The organism is Bacillus sp. BHET2 (assembly GCF_005938125.1).
Taxonomy (GTDB): Bacteria; Bacillota; Bacilli; order Bacillales; family Bacillaceae_B; genus Rossellomorea.
The window spans coordinates 1,158,705-1,173,996 of sequence record NZ_VCQN01000001.1 but is presented as its reverse complement, the minus strand read 5'-3'; the positions used below and the strand labels follow the sequence as shown (position 1 = coordinate 1,173,996).

The window sequence follows — 15,292 nt, the reverse complement described above, 5'->3', positions numbered from 1 at the left end:
ATAAAGTGAAAATACTTAAAATTCAGACTATATTTCAAGCAGATGAAATCTAGTAAGTGTAAACATTTGGCGAAAAAACAATGAAAGCGCTTACTATTTTATAAAAATCTATTATTGTAGGAGGAAATGGAATGTCAGATTTAGTGAAAATTGGACTTATTCAAGCTTCTCATGATGTGGATGGAAGTGAAGGAGTAGAGATCCATAAAGAGCAAGCAATTAATAAGCATGTGGAGCTAGTGAGGGATGCTGCGAAAAAAGGGGCACAGATCATTTGCTTACAAGAAATTTTCTATGGACCATATTTCTGCTCCGAACAAAATCCCAAATGGTACGATTCAGCAGAAGAAATTCCAAATGGCCCAACGACGAAACAGTTTCAGGCATTAGCGAAAGAGCTTGGCGTCGTCATCGTCCTACCGATTTATGAAAGGGAAGGGATTGCGACTTACTATAATACAGCGGCGGTCATTGACGCGGATGGAGCCTATCTCGGTAAATATCGAAAGCAGCATATACCGCATGTGGGAGTCGGAGAAGAAGGGTATGGATTCTGGGAGAAATATTACTTCAAACCAGGAAACCTAGGCTACCCTGTGTTTGATACGGCATATGCAAAAGTAGGGGTTTACATTTGTTATGACCGCCATTTTCCAGAAGGCGCCCGTTTATTAGGATTGAAAGGTGCCGAAATTGTCTTCAATCCATCTGCAACAGTAGCCGGACTTTCTGAATATTTATGGAAACTTGAACAACCTGCTCATGCAGTTGCAAATGGCTATTACTTAGGAGCAATAAACCGTGTTGGCTATGAGGGTCCTTGGAATATGGGAGAATTTTATGGTCAGTCTTATCTAGTAGATCCTAGGGGCAGCTTTGTTGCCGTTGGAAGCAGAGATCAAGATGAAGTCATTATCGGGGAAATGAATAAAAAGCTATTAAGGGAAGTTCGGGATACTTGGCAATTCTATCGTGACCGCAGACCGGAAACCTATAACGACATGACAGCATTACTTCCATAATAGGTGAGGTGAACGGTGAATCATCACCGTCAACCATAGTGTACAATTAGCCATCAAATGGAAATGAAGAGGGGGAAGTCAGTTTGTCCAACACACTTTCATTACTCAATCTTGAAAAGAATTTTCTTGAAGCACATGAGGGCTTGACTAACAGAGAAGCAGTCGAGGAAGCGAATCGCTGCTTGTATTGCTATGATGCTCCGTGTATTCAAGCCTGTCCAACAAGCATCGATATACCTTCCTTTATTAAAAAAATAGCCTCTGGGAATTTGAAAGGGTCTGCTAAGACGATCATGACGGCGAATCCAGTTGGGGCAAGTTGCTCACGGGTCTGTCCCACAGAAGAATTATGCGAAGGGGCATGTGTACTGAATCATTCTACTAAACCAATCATGATTGGAGACCTCCAGCGGTATGCAACGGATTGGGCACGACATAATGACGCTGTGTTATTTGAAGCAGGGGAATCAAATGGTAAGAAAGTAGGGATTATCGGTGGGGGCCCTGCTGGTCTATCTGCTGCAAGAGAACTTGCCCGCTTCGGGTATGAGGTGACGATTTATGAGGCAGAGAAAGAAGCGGGAGGGTTGAATACCTATGGCATCGTTTCGTTTCGACTACCTCAAAGCATTTCCTTCTGGGAAGTGGAGCAAGTAAAGAAATTAAACGTAGAGATTCGGACCAATGTAAAGGTAGGAAAAGACATTTCTGTTGAAGAAATAGCAATGAAACATGACTTTCTCATTCTGGCTGTTGGAATGTCAAGCGTCCCTGATTTGAAAATTGAAGGCGAAGATTTGCTTGGTGTTCATGATGCCATTGAATTTGTTAAGGCAACGAAAAGCGGAACCTTGAATAAGGAGTATGCTGGTAAAAATGTGGTGGTGATCGGTGCAGGAAATACAGCGATTGATGGGGCCACATGTTCTGTACGTTTAGGGGCAGGCAATGTGAAAATCTTATATCGACGAACAAAAGAAGAAATGACTGCCTATGATTTCGAGTACGAATTTGCAAAGCAAGATGGTGTGGAATTCCGATGGCTTACAGCACCGCAAAGAATTATTGGAAATGACGCTGGGGAAGTGACAGGTATCGAATGTATCAAGATGGAATTAGGCGAGCCTGGAATGGACGGAAGAAAAAGGCCAGTTCCGGTCCAAGACTCACAGTTTGTGTTGCCTGTGGACGTCGTCATCAAAGCCATTGGTCAAACCCGTCATTTATCACTCATTGAACAATTTGGTTTAGAGCATTCTGATGGTGTTGTAAAGATTGATCAAGATACCTTCCAGACATCGAATCCTAAGATTTTTGCATGTGGGGATGTTGTATTTGGTAAAGGAGTTGGGGAAGCAATGGTTGTCACCGCTGCAGAACAAGGGAAGCAGGTAGCTTATCATTTACATGGGAAGTTTGCAGAAGTTCAAATGAATTAAGATGTCTTATAAGGGGGGAAATTCATGGCAAATTTAAGCATCGACTTAGCAGGAATCAAATCACCCAATCCATTTTGGTTAGCTTCAGCGCCACCAACGAACTCAGGTTACCAAGTCCAAAGGGCTTTCGAGGCAGGATGGGGTGGAGCAGTTTGGAAAACATTAGGTGACCCCATTATCAATGTATCCTCAAGATTCGCAGCAGTCAGTTTTAATGGACAGAAGGTAGCAGGGTTCAATAATATCGAACTCATTACCGATCGTCCATTAGAAGTGAATTTAAAGGAAATATATGAAACGAAGAAACGGTTCCCCAATCACGCCATTATTGCATCATTGATGGTAGAACCTAAACAGGAAAAGTGGCATGAAATTGTTAAGAAAGTTGAGGATGTCGGGGTAGATGGTTTAGAGCTTAATTTCGGTTGTCCACACGGAATGGCTGAAAGAGGAATGGGGTCTGCCTCAGGTCAGGTCCCAGAACTGGTTGAAAAACAAACCCATTGGGCCAAGGAAATGGCTAAGACTCCTGTAATTGTAAAGCTGACACCGAATATTACGGATATTACCGTAACAGCCGAAGCGGCTGTTCGGGGCGGAGCCGATGCAGTGAGTATGATCAATACCATCAATAGCTTAGCGGGGGTAGATTTGGATTCATGGAACACTATTCCACATGTTGCTGGAAAAGGCGCACATGGAGGCTACTGTGGACCTGCCGTTAAGCCGATTTCCTTGAACATGGTTGCAGAATGTGCCAGAAATCCCCGTATAAGCGTTCCGATTTCTGGAATGGGAGGAGTATCAAATTGGCAGGATGCTGTCGAATTTATGCTTATGGGAGCATCAGGGGTTCAAGTCTGTACGGCTGCTATGCATCACGGTTTCAGAATCGTCGAGGATATGCTCGATGGTTTGAATAATTATTTAGATGATAAAGGAATCTCTTCTGTGCAGGAAATCGTCGGAAAGTCTGTTCCGAGATTTTCAGATTGGGGCAATCTTGATCTTAATTATAGTGTTGTCGCAAAAATCAATACGGATGTTTGCATTAACTGTAATAAGTGCCATATTGCATGTGAAGATACTTCTCACCAATGTATTGAGATGTTGATGGACCCTAAAGGAAACAGTTATTTAAAGGTGAGGGAAGAAGATTGTGTAGGCTGTAATCTCTGCTCGATCGTATGCCCTGTTGATGGTGCTATTGACATGATAGAAGTTCCAAGTGGCCATATGCCGATGACCTGGAATCAACGTCAAGCGGTGGTAAGTAACCTTTCAAGTTCAATCGTCAATGCAGTGAAATAATTCAGGAGGTAAGGTAATGAATAAAATCATTCAAAATGGAACAATTGTGACAGCGACAGACACATATAAGGCCGACATTCTTATACAGGACGGTAAGATTGCAGGAATCGGTAAAGCATTCGATCACTCAGAGGCAGAAGTAATAAATGCTGAAGGGAAATATATTTTTCCCGGGGGCATAGACCCTCATACCCATCTTGAAATGCCCTTTGGAGGAACGGTTTCAAAGGATGACTTTGAGAGTGGAACGATTGCAGCAGCTTATGGAGGGACAACGACCCTCATCGATTTCTGCTTAACGAATAAGGGGGAACCTCTTCAAAAGGCAATTGATACATGGCATGAAAAATCTAAGGATAAAGCTGTCATTGATTATAGCTTCCACTTAATGATCGGAGAAATTAATCAAGACGTTCTATCTCAGCTCCCTCAGGTCATGGAACAAGAAGGAATAACCTCTTTCAAAGTATTTATGGCCTATAAAAATGTATTTCAGGCAGACGACGAAACGCTATTTAGAACCTTAATTGCTGCAAAGGAATTAGGTGCTCTCGTCATGGTTCACGCAGAGAATGGAGATGTTATTGAGTATTTAACTGAAAAGGCGTTGGAGGAAGGGAAAACCGATCCCATTTATCACGCATTGACTAGACCTCCTGAACTTGAAGGTGAAGCTACTGGGCGTGCAGCTAAACTGACTGGATTGGCCGATTCCCAGCTATATGTCGTGCATGTTTCCTGTTCGGAAGCTGTAGAGCAGATTTCGGCAGCAAGGAGTAAAGGGTTGAATGTTTGGGGAGAAACATGTCCTCAGTATCTGGTGCTTGATCAAACCTATTTAGAGAGACCTCACTTTGAAGGTGCAAAATACGTTTGGTCGCCTCCTCTCCGTGAAAAGTGGCATCAGGATGTTCTCTGGAATGCTTTGAAAAGTGGACAGCTTCAAACATTGGGGTCTGATCAATGTTCATTTGATTTCCAAGGACAGAAAGATCTTGGAAAAGATGATTTCACTAAAATCCCGAATGGCGGACCGATTATTGAGGACCGTGTATCCATATTATTCTCAGAAGGGGTTGATAAAGGACGAATAAGTTTGAACCAGTTTGTTGATATCATGTCAACCAGAAGTGCCAAGCTCTTTGGTCTATATCCTCAGAAAGGTACTATTGCAGTAGGTTCTGATGCAGATGTTGTCATTTTTGACCCGGATGCTGAAAGAGTGATTTCTGCACAAACACATCATATGGCAGCGGATTATAATCCATTTGAAGGGATGAAAATGAAGGGTGAACCTGTTTCCGTATTATCAAGAGGTGATTATGTGATCAAAGATAAACAATTTGTTGGAAAACTGGGTTCCGGTAAGTATGTGAAGAGAGCGAAATACGGTAATCTGCTTTCTAATGAAGAGAGTGAGGAACTTCAATCTTCCAAGTCCTAACAATCTATCTTGAAATGCATCCATCTTTAATGTAGAACTACTCCTGCAAACAGGATGGGGTCATCCTCCATCCATTTGCCTCTCTTGTACCATGATTGGTTTTGCCATTCGAAGCAAACGAAAATGGGGTGTTCAGGGTGAAAAGAAGTTATTTAAAGTCTCCGGATTTATTACCAATTAAAGAAAGTGAAAGGAAAATCACTAAACTTGGTTATTCATTTATGTGGGTAGGGATGGTAGTGGTTCTGGCTACCTTCGCAATCGGTGGGGCGGGAGTCGTATCCTTGCCATTACCCCTCGTCATGCTGGCCACAATCATCGGTTCTCTAGCCATCGGTCTTTTTATTACTTTAACGGGTGATATAGGGATTGAGCATGGAGTGTCTTTTCCTGTGTATATGAGGGCACCATTCGGAACAATTGGCACGCATATACCATCAGTTGTTCGCGGGTTAGCTGCTTCCATGTGGTTTGGTATTAACACTTACTTTGGTGCCACAGCGATGAATGGAATTCTAAATATTTTATTTGGTTTTAATAATTGGTTCGTTTGTTTTTTACTATTTGCAGTCCTCCAATTGATGAATACAGCCCTTGGTATTAAAGCGGTAGAACGATTTGCTGACCTTGCTGCTCCAATCATCATTCTTATTTCAGTGTGGATGTATTCCTCCTTATCAGATTCTGCGGCCACTCAGGGAAGAGACATTTGGAGTTGGGTGGAAAGTCCTGTAACGGGTGTTGCAACCTTTACTGCTTTTCTGGTAGTGATTTTTAGTAATATGGGCTTTTGGGCTACACTTTCAGCTGATATTCCTTCTATTTCACGCTTCATGAAGGCTCCTAGTAATGAGCGTAATTGGTTTAAGAGAAATCGCAGCTCTTTAATTGGTAATCTTGTAGCTCTCCCGATCACTCAAGCATTTATGGTGATGATTGGTGGAATATCTTATATCGCCGTTTTGAACTATGATCCTGTTGTTGCCCTTCAGGAAGCAGCAAGTGGTTTCGTATTAGGCGTTCTCCTACTGATGATCGTTCTGGCTCAATGGTCAACAAATATTGCAGCGAATATTGTCCCAGCCGCCACCATCTTTTCCAATGTTGGTGGACCTAAATTCCCTTTCTGGGCAGGGGTAATAACTGCTGGAATCGTAGGGACAATTGTTCAGCCTTGGAATCTATTTGGTGTTATCATTCCGGTTCTTCTCTTTGTAGGAGGGATTTTATCTGCAATTGTAGGAATTTTAATTTCTGACTATTACTTTATTAGAAAGAGAAGAGTCAATGTTCCAGCTCTGTATGAGGACAACGGACAATTCAAATATATGAAAGGTGTCAATCTTGCCGGGTTCATTTCATGGATCATAGGTGCTGTTGCTTCCTATTTTGTTCCTAACTTTTCATTTTTAGTTGGATTTGGAATTGGTGCGCTTTGTTATTATGTGTTGGCAAAATTCTGGTGGTTCAAGAAATATGAACAGGCAGAGCTTCTTGATCCAAGTGATGAGAAATATTTAGGATTATCAGTTGGTCGAGATTGGGAAATTGAGGTGGAAGAAGAGGTTGTCTTGGAAGAATCTCCGACAGGCACAAGTCTTTCTTGAATTAAACGCTAAAATCCTATTCCATACGAATGAAGAAAGGGTGTTAGAATGTCCGATTATCAAGAGTTCTTAAACGAAAGGGATAAAATCGACTTTCTCTTACAAAAAGGCTTTAAAATTGAAAAGGTGACAGAAAACCTTAGTGGAGCATATGTCGTTTTTAAACATACTGAAAACAAAAGAAGCGCTACTCTTCATGTTAAAACGGCGAATGCGCGAAAGTATTTTTCTAATCTGTTATTTCAATTTCAAACTTCATAACTAAAAAGGGGGGATTGGATGAGTGACTTGAGAAATCAGCATAGTAAGAAAGGCTATATACTCAGTCCTGGAATAATGCAAACGTCTGATGAGTTAATCGATTGGCTGTTAACCGTCTTGTCTTCTAATCACCTGACAGAAGAAGAATTATTAAATTGGTGGAGTGAAGAGATTCAGTTTGCAATCCCCTATATTGAAGACAAATGAAGGATTGGTTCAGCCAATCCTTTTTCCCTATTTTCCCACGTCAAATCAATAAGGAGAGACGGATGAAAAGTAATTACTATTTCTCAGTAGAAGATATGCTTGTACGAAAACACTTTGAACATGCAAAAGTCATAGCGGGACACAAGGGGCTGGTGAGACAAGTGAAATGGGTCCACGTAGTCGAAGTGACATCAATAAAAAATCTCTTAAATGGAAATGAACTAATACTATCAACAGGTATTGCATTGCAAGAAGAAGATACCTTTCTTTCTCTTATTGAGCAATTAATTGAGTGCGATGCAGCTGCCATTTGTATTGAATTGGATACGAACATTTCCTCTATACCTGTATCAGTATTAAAATGTGCTGATGATTTTGATTTTCCTGTCATTGTTTTTCAGAAAGAAGTCCCATTTGTAAGTATTACCCAGGATATACATTCTGTATTAATTAATCAACAATATGACATGATCAAAAAGTTAGATTCCTATGCTCAAGACTTGAATAAGAAGCTACTTGGAGTCAATCATTTTAGAGACATTCTACAAGTTTTACATAGTGAGCTAAATGTTCAGGTTCTCTTTCAGTTAAAAGAACAAAAAGTAGAGTTCTATCCCCTCTTATGCTCGCCTGAACAAGTAAAGCTCATAAACAAATATGATAGATATAAAAAGACTTACAATCGTCAATTTGTTTCTACAAAAGTAATTTTATTTGACCAAGAATATGCTGAGCTAACTATCTATCGAAGCAACCCCCCTTTTAGTGAATATGAGCTGTTGATCCTCGACCGAACGTCAACGGCACTTGCTCAGTATTTAATGAGGGAACTTTATTTTAACGAGCAAAAGCGGTTGGAGGATTCTAAATGGATCATGTCTTGGTTGAAGGGAGAACAGTCTTATGACAGACTTGATACTTTTATTAGGGAACAAAAGTTAACAATTCACGGTGGAGTGGTATGTATTTGCAAGACAGATAAGGTAAATGAGAAAGAGACACTGAATTTAACGTATTTTAACCTCGTGACAAGAAGCATATTTGAGCAGCATGGCTTTCAAGTTGTACCTGAAAGAATAGGTAACAATCTCATTTTTATCCTCTTAGATACAAGGAGAATAGGGGATTGGAAATCCAGGGTGACAAATGCATATGAAAAGATCCTTCAGTCAGATTTCTTTAAAGATTCATCTCCGATCGTATTTGCTACGGGCAAATATCAAGAGGAGATGATGGATATTCATAAGAGCTATGAAACAGCGATAGAGAGTCTCAAGCACCGATCGAAGGTGGGGGGGACAAACACCTATTACTTCTTTGATGACCTTCATTTATTCAGATTAATCTCCAGTGTTCATGAGAACGTGAACCTGTGGGAAATGATCGAGGAGTATTTGTCCCCCTTATTGACTTATGATCGCGATCATGATGGAAATTTAATGGAGACACTGAAGGTTTTTCTCGCATGTCAGGGCTCAAAGCAAGAAACGTCCAAAAAATTGTTCATCGTAAGGCAAACACTTTATCACCGTCTGAAGAAAATAGAAGATCTACTAGGCAAGGATTTCATGGCATCCGATAAACGAGTGGCTATTGAATTTTTACTTGCTTCTTATGAGTATCTGCAACCACATCACACTCTTAAGAAATCTAAGATCAATTAATATCTGGACTCAATAGAATTCATGACCGGTTGGAGATGTATTCCCTAGTTGAATGAAATAATGTCCAATGAATATGTCATGTTCTTTTACACAATGTCTAATGAAAGCCTTATCATTTTCTTTCATAATGATAATAACGAATTGAAAAAAGGTTCTACTCTTATAATTGAAGTATGAATACCAACTGAAATAAGGAGGAACTAAAATGACGGTAATAAAAAAAGATGTAGCAGTATTAAAGAATTATGTTAGTGGCAAATGGGTGGATTCCCTTAGCTCACAAACCGCAGAAGTATTGAACCCTGCGACGAATGAAGAAATCGCCAGAGTCCCCATCTCCACGAAAGAAGATGTTGCGATCGCTGTTAAAGCGGCAAAACAAGCGTCAGAGACGTGGAAGAAAACCCCGGTACCGAAGCGGGCCCGAATCTTATATAAATACCATTCTTTGCTTTCTGACAATCATGAAGAGTTGGCGAAACTTGTCGTTCAGGAAAATGGAAAATCTTTTAAAGAAGCTTACGGTGAAGTACAACGGGGATTAGAGTGTGTTGAATTCGCTTGTGGAGCACCAACATTGATGATGGGTGAAACGTTAAGTGGAATTGCAGAAGACATTGATTCTGAAATGTTCCGTTACCCACTTGGTGTAGTCGGAGGCATCACACCGTTTAACTTCCCAATGATGGTACCTCTTTGGATGTTCCCTCTTGCGATTGCATGTGGAAATACATTCGTTCTTAAGCCTTCTGAAAGAACCCCAATATTAGCCAATAGACTTGCTGAACTGTTAACGGAAGCTGGCATGCCAGAAGGTGTTTTCAATGTAGTTCATGGAGCCCACGATGTCGTTAATGGCTTATTGGAGAATAAAGATATTGCGGCCATTTCCTTTGTAGGTTCTCAGCCCGTAGCTAAATATGTGTATCAACAAGCAGCTTCTCATGGGAAAAGGGTTCAAGCGTTGTCAGGGGCGAAAAATCATCATGTTGTCATGCCTGATGCAGATATCAATAAAGCAGCCGAACACATTATCAGTTCTGCATTTGGAAGTGCCGGGCAACGATGTATGGCATGTAGTGCAGTAGTGGTTGTGGGAGATAATGAAGAGTTTGTAAAGACTTTAAATAAAAAGGCTGATGAACTATGCATTGGTAGCGGAATGGACGAAGAAGTCCTGCTCACTCCGGTCATACGAAAGGAAAACCGGGAAAAGACAATTGAATATATTGATAAAGGGTTACAGGAAGGGGCGTCTCTTATCAGAGACGGACGGAAAGAGATGAACGATTTCAAGGAAGGAAACTTTCTGGGGGCTACTATCTTTGACCATGTTTCACCTGACATGTCGATTGCGAAAGAAGAAATGTTCGCACCTATTCTTAGTTTATTGAGAGCTTCAGACCTGGATCAAGGACTCGATTATATTCGTCAGTCAAGATATGGAAATGGTGCAACAATTTATACGAAAGATGCAGCAGCAGTTAGACAGTTTAGAGAAGAAGCAGATGCTGGTATGCTCGGTATTAACGTTGGGGTACCGGCGACAATGGCATTCTTCCCATTTTCAGGTTGGAAGGATTCTTTCTACGGAGATATGCATGTTAACGGGAAAGACGGAGTAAATTTCTATACTAGGAAGAAAATGATTACTTCTCGATTCGATTTTTAATCAGGGTTAGGAGGAACCTCCATGGTAAAAGCAGGTCAATCACAGGATGTATGGTTACAGAATGATGAAAAACTCATTTGGCATTCGATGAAACCTTACAATCCCGATGGAACAATGGTCGTAACAGAGTCAAGCGGGTCCTGGGTTACAAATCAGGATGGTCAGAAATTCCTGGATGGAATGGCAGGATTGTGGTGTGTAAACGTTGGGTATGGGCGGCAGGAATTAGCAGAGGCCGCCTACGAACAGCTTAAGAAAATGGCCTATTTTCCACTTACTCAAAGTCATCAACCTGCCATTGAACTTGCAGCGAAATTAAATGAATTGCTCGGTGATGATTATGTAATCTTCTTTTCTAACAGTGGATCTGAAGCCAATGAAACAGCATTTAAGATTGCGAGGCAGTATCACCAACAAAAAGGTGAACATGGAAGGTATAAGATTTTCTCCAGATATAGAGGATATCACGGCAATTCCATGGGAGCATTAGCTGCTACAGGTCAGGCTCAGCGTAAATATAAATATGAACCATTGGCCCCAGGTTTCCACCATGTAGCACCACCAGATGCTTACCGTGATGAAGTGTTAGGAGTAGATCCCCATGAACTTCCTGGTGTAAAGGCAATTGATCAGGCAATGACATGGGAATTAAGTGAAACAGTGGCAGCTCTTATTATGGAACCTATTATTACAGGCGGTGGGGTTCTCATTCCCCAGGATAGTTATATGAAAGCAGCGAAAGAAGTTTGTGAGAAGCATGGTGCTCTCTTGATTGTTGATGAAGTCATTTGCGGGTTTGGACGTACTGGTAAGGCGTTTGGGTTTATGAATTATGATGTGAAACCGGATATTATAACGATGGCAAAGGGCATTACCAGTGCGTATCTTCCCCTGTCAGCCACCGCAGTGAAACGCGAAATATATGAAGCATTTAAAGGTTCAGAGGATTATGATTATTTCCGCCATATCAATACCTTTGGTGGCAATCCTGCAGCGTGTGCACTCGCCTTGAAAAATATTGAAATCATGGAGAATGAAGAGCTGTTTGAACGTTCAGCAGATTTAGGGGAAAAAGCTATAAATACGTTGAAAAATCTGTTGCAGGATCATCAATATGTTGGAAATGTCAGAGGGAAAGGCCTGTTGATCGGAATTGAAATGGTATGCAACAAAAACACGAAACAGCCATTAGAACTTGAGAAGGTTAACGCAGTCATAAGCTATTGTAAGCAGAATGGCGTTATCATCGGGAAAAATGGTGCCACTGTTGCAGGTTTCAACAATGTTCTGACGATATCACCGCCATTAAATATTGAAGAAGACGATTTGGATCTGTTATTGTCGACAGTAATTTCCGGAATTAATACACTGCATTAATAGTAATAAAGTAAAAAGCATCTGCATTAATGGATGCTTTTTATTTTATGGAATACATTGAATATTATGGTAAAATAATGAAGAGGAAATAAAAGATGAAAAGGGGGACACCCATCATGAGCTTTGAATTTAAAAACATTGATCACATTCAAATAGCTGCGCCCAAAGGATGTGAACAGGAAGCGAAAAAATTTTATGGTGACATCATTGGGTTGAAGGAAATACCGAAACCCAGCAACCTTCAGGGACGGGGAGGCTGCTGGTTTCAATATGGAAAACAGGAAATTCATATTGGGGTACAAGACGATTTTGTACCAGCAACGAAAGCCCATCCCGGGCTGTTGGTTTCAAATTTGTCTTCCCTTATGCGTACGATGAAAGAGAAGGGAATTGAAATAAAGGAAGATACTCCTATTAAAGGAAGAGCTCGTTTCTTTGTATCTGACCCATTTGGAAATCGCATCGAATTTTTGGAATTCCAATAAAATAGACATGCACCTTCTAAATGGAAGGTGCAGTCTTTAATTCTCAACAGAATGAGTCACATCCTTCTCCTGAAATAAGTCGTGAGAAGCACTTGGAATCTGTCTCTTTTGTGCGTTTACGAATTCTGAAGAATAAACTGATACAATCACTTGTCCACCGACTATGTTAGCCCGTATGAGGATGGGCTGATTGTAATCATTCCTGAACGTGAAATCAGGGCCATACCAACTTACAGTCGCATCTCTCCCCGAGGGCACGTATGGCACTCGTTTTGAATGATGGTATCTTTCCAATATGACCACCCCTGCTTGATCCACTGCATTAAACAATGTAGAGGACACCTGACAAATCCCTCCACCAATATCTTCTGATAGTTCTCCTTTTACGATCACAGGGGCTTTCTGATATCCTCTTTCTTTCGTTCGTTTCCCTACCACTCCATTAAAGGAAAAGACTTCTCCTGGAAAAACGACTGCATTGTTAATTTCTTCTGTAGCAAGGATGATATTTCTTGTGCGTTCTTCATTATATTTATTAAAATATGTGACATACTGTCCGATCAACTGTGTTTTTATTTGCGCCAAAATCTCACTGTCTACTCTAGGATACAAGGTCAGGAGAGGGGGAGCGATATGTTTATCCCCTTTTGAAAAAAAGAAATCATATACAGATTCGCGAAATTTATTTCCATTAAGTTTAAACCCTGCCTGTTCCTGAACAATGATATTATTTTCATTGATATAGGCGTTTCTGGGAGGTGTATATACTTTTTCTTGGAGCTCTAAAACGAATTCTGAATAGTTTTTTTCATTCAATAGAGGTTCATCCATCAGTGGTACCTCCAATGAGTGACGTTCAATATACAGTGGTGGGCCATTTGGAACTTGGATATGTAACTGATCATGATTGCCCATTGAAGGAAGCGTGAGAAGACTAATAGCACTTAATTTCAACAAAAGCATGTAAATCCTCCCTTTCGTTTGTAGTATCGGTAAAGAGAAGTATTTTATGTTCAAACCTAATTGCCAAAAATTGATTATCATGGATTGCTTCATCGGACTTAAACTAAGATAAAAAAAGAGGTTCAGTAAATGCTGTTAATGTTAAGGTTTACCATGGTCGTTTCATTGCTCTTCGTATACGGAGTCAAACCGGCAGAAGCCATGCCGAGTTTCACAGTGGAAATTCTTCCTTGGGAACAAGTAAAAGAAATCATTCCGAATCAGTCGTACTTTACGATAATTGATGTCGAAAGCGGTCTTTCTTTTAAAGTTCAAAGAAGAGCGGGAAGTAAACATGCGGATGTCCAACCGGTTACTGAAAAGGATACTAAAATAATGAAAGCCATTTACGGTGGGAAGTGGAGTTGGGATCGTCGTGCCATTCTTGTGTTGATTCATGATCAACTCATATCTGCTTCCATGAATGGAATGCCTCATGGAGCCGGAGCTCTCAAGAATAATTTTCCAGGCCATTTCTGTGTTCATTTTTACGGAAGTACAACTCATAAGACACCCACGCCTGACTTAGCACACAAGATCATGATTTTAAAAGCTGGGGGTGAACTGAATCGGTTTTTATACCGATTGGACCCATATGAAATAATCCAGGTGATGGAGATTGCTATTAATCAACATGATGAGAAGCTACTCTCACTAGTATTGTCAGGAGATAAACGGTCGGTTAAAAAGACACTTAAAAAAATTCACCATATCGAATTTATCCAAAGGTCGATCCTCCCTGTAGAAGACCTTCCTGCTATTGTAGGAATGAAGATTCAGATGAAAGTTAAATGGATACGGTCCGACCAGTCTCAGGAGGTAAAAAACGTTAAGCTCCTCATCCTGAAAGATAATGTCTATGATCAGTGGAAGATAGATGAGAAATCGTTGGCTAAAGAATTACAGTAATTGTCAATAAAACTGACATTATCCTCCTCCAGTGGATAAAACCTTTTCCTTTAATCAAGTTTTTAAAATAGAAAAGAGGGAAAAGGATATTTAAATGAATCGTGGAGGGAAACAACCGATGTTTGAGTTTGTCATGAATTTAATAAAGGAGCTAGGAATGTGGGGGTTATTTGCTGGAAATGCCATTGAAGCGTCTTCGTTACCTTTTCCAGGCGCGCTTGTAACGCTGACTTATGGGTATGCCTTAGATCCCTCTTGGGTGAAGCTAGTAGTATTGGCTATTACCAGCAGTGTGATCTATACCATATTTAGTTATATCCCATACGGTATTGGATTTAAATTAAAGGATAAGATTAAGGAGAAAACGAGCACTAAGAAAATTGAAAAGGGGCAGAAATGGTTTCGTAAATGTGGTTTATGGAGCATAGCGATAACAAGGCCTTTAGGCATCGGGAATTATATCTCCTATGTAGCAGGAATTAGTAAAGTGAATAAATGGAAATTTGGATCGTTAACCTTCATCGGAATATTCCCTATCACCCTCACGATGTTAATAGTCGGGAAAAATGGAAATTTAAAATCTGTCCAATCCATGATGAGTGAAGTGCAAACATACCTACTAATCGGAGGAGCAGTACTCATTATTGGTTACTTATTATATAATTTCATCTATAAACGAAAGGCAAAGCCCAATTGTTTGCGCGAAGATACCAATATCGTAAAGCAAGCAGAATAGATATGGTGAAAGTTCGCTCCCATTGTAAGGGAGCGAACTTTTTTGTGTTCACTTGTTCACTCTTAACACCTTTCTAGGTAAAATATGCTTCCTCAAACCACATGCTTCAACCCGTACCCCTGTGATATAATGAATAGTCGAGAATAGTAGATATAG

At 40.5% G+C, this 15,292-nt stretch carries 14 protein-coding genes; 13 read left to right on the top strand and 1 reads right to left on the bottom strand.

What is annotated here, in order from left to right; translation table 11 throughout:
• The first annotated feature begins 131 nt into the window (after positions 1–131).
• From FGG79_RS06070 to FGG79_RS06020, 11 genes are all read left to right on the top strand, one after another.
• A complete protein-coding gene (locus FGG79_RS06070; RefSeq protein ID WP_138776829.1) occupies positions 132–1,022 on the top strand; it encodes a nitrilase-related carbon-nitrogen hydrolase in 891 nt (296 codons plus the stop codon).
• An 83-nt stretch (positions 1,023–1,105) separates the two neighbouring features.
• On the top strand, positions 1,106–2,461 hold the full coding sequence (locus FGG79_RS06065) for an NAD(P)-dependent oxidoreductase (RefSeq protein ID WP_138776828.1): 1,356 nt from the start codon (positions 1,106–1,108) through the stop codon (positions 2,459–2,461).
• A 24-nt stretch (positions 2,462–2,485) separates the two neighbouring features.
• Positions 2,486–3,772 carry an NAD-dependent dihydropyrimidine dehydrogenase subunit PreA gene (preA, locus tag FGG79_RS06060; protein ID WP_138776827.1) on the top strand — a complete coding sequence of 429 codons (1,287 nt, stop codon included), beginning with the start codon at positions 2,486–2,488 and terminating at the stop codon, positions 3,770–3,772.
• Positions 3,773–3,788: 16 nt separating this feature from the next.
• Positions 3,789–5,216 carry a dihydropyrimidinase gene (gene hydA, locus FGG79_RS06055; RefSeq protein ID WP_138776826.1) on the top strand — a complete coding sequence of 476 codons (1,428 nt, stop codon included), beginning with the start codon at positions 3,789–3,791 and terminating at the stop codon, positions 5,214–5,216.
• 137 nt (positions 5,217–5,353) lie between these two features.
• A complete protein-coding gene (locus FGG79_RS06050) occupies positions 5,354–6,823 on the top strand; it encodes an NCS1 family transporter (RefSeq protein WP_138776825.1) in 1,470 nt (489 codons plus the stop codon).
• A 48-nt stretch (positions 6,824–6,871) separates the two neighbouring features.
• Positions 6,872–7,084 (top strand): hypothetical protein, encoded by a 213-nt coding sequence (locus FGG79_RS06045; RefSeq protein ID WP_138776824.1) that lies wholly within the window; start codon positions 6,872–6,874, stop codon positions 7,082–7,084.
• Between the two features lie 18 nt (positions 7,085–7,102).
• On the top strand, positions 7,103–7,291 hold the full coding sequence (locus tag FGG79_RS06040) for a hypothetical protein (protein ID WP_138776823.1): 189 nt from the start codon (positions 7,103–7,105) through the stop codon (positions 7,289–7,291).
• A 62-nt stretch (positions 7,292–7,353) separates the two neighbouring features.
• A complete protein-coding gene (locus FGG79_RS06035) occupies positions 7,354–8,955 on the top strand; it encodes a PucR family transcriptional regulator (protein WP_171050821.1) in 1,602 nt (533 codons plus the stop codon).
• Between the two features lie 205 nt (positions 8,956–9,160).
• Positions 9,161–10,627: a CoA-acylating methylmalonate-semialdehyde dehydrogenase gene (locus tag FGG79_RS06030; protein WP_138776821.1), complete on the top strand. Its 1,467-nt coding sequence runs from the start codon at positions 9,161–9,163 to the stop codon at positions 10,625–10,627.
• 21 nt (positions 10,628–10,648) lie between these two features.
• Positions 10,649–12,004: an aspartate aminotransferase family protein gene (locus FGG79_RS06025; RefSeq protein ID WP_138776820.1), complete on the top strand. Its 1,356-nt coding sequence runs from the start codon at positions 10,649–10,651 to the stop codon at positions 12,002–12,004.
• Positions 12,005–12,120: 116 nt separating this feature from the next.
• Positions 12,121–12,489, top strand: a complete 369-nt coding sequence (locus tag FGG79_RS06020; RefSeq protein WP_138776819.1) for a VOC family protein — start codon at positions 12,121–12,123, stop codon at positions 12,487–12,489.
• Between the two features lie 36 nt (positions 12,490–12,525).
• On the opposite strand, the gene FGG79_RS06015 is transcribed toward FGG79_RS06020, so the two are convergent.
• The gene (locus FGG79_RS06015) at positions 12,526–13,452 is read right to left on the bottom strand and encodes a VanW family protein (RefSeq protein ID WP_138776818.1); all 927 of its coding nucleotides are present in this window, start codon (positions 13,450–13,452) and stop codon (positions 12,526–12,528) included.
• A gap of 129 nt (positions 13,453–13,581) precedes the next feature.
• On the opposite strand from FGG79_RS06015, the gene FGG79_RS06010 reads away from it, so the two are divergent.
• Complete coding sequence (locus FGG79_RS06010) at positions 13,582–14,400, top strand: hypothetical protein (protein WP_240794207.1); 819 nt, start codon at positions 13,582–13,584, stop codon at positions 14,398–14,400.
• Positions 14,401–14,518: 118 nt separating this feature from the next.
• Positions 14,519–15,136, top strand: a complete 618-nt coding sequence (locus tag FGG79_RS06005; protein ID WP_138777626.1) for a DedA family protein — start codon at positions 14,519–14,521, stop codon at positions 15,134–15,136.
• Positions 15,137–15,292: the final 156 nt, after the last annotated feature.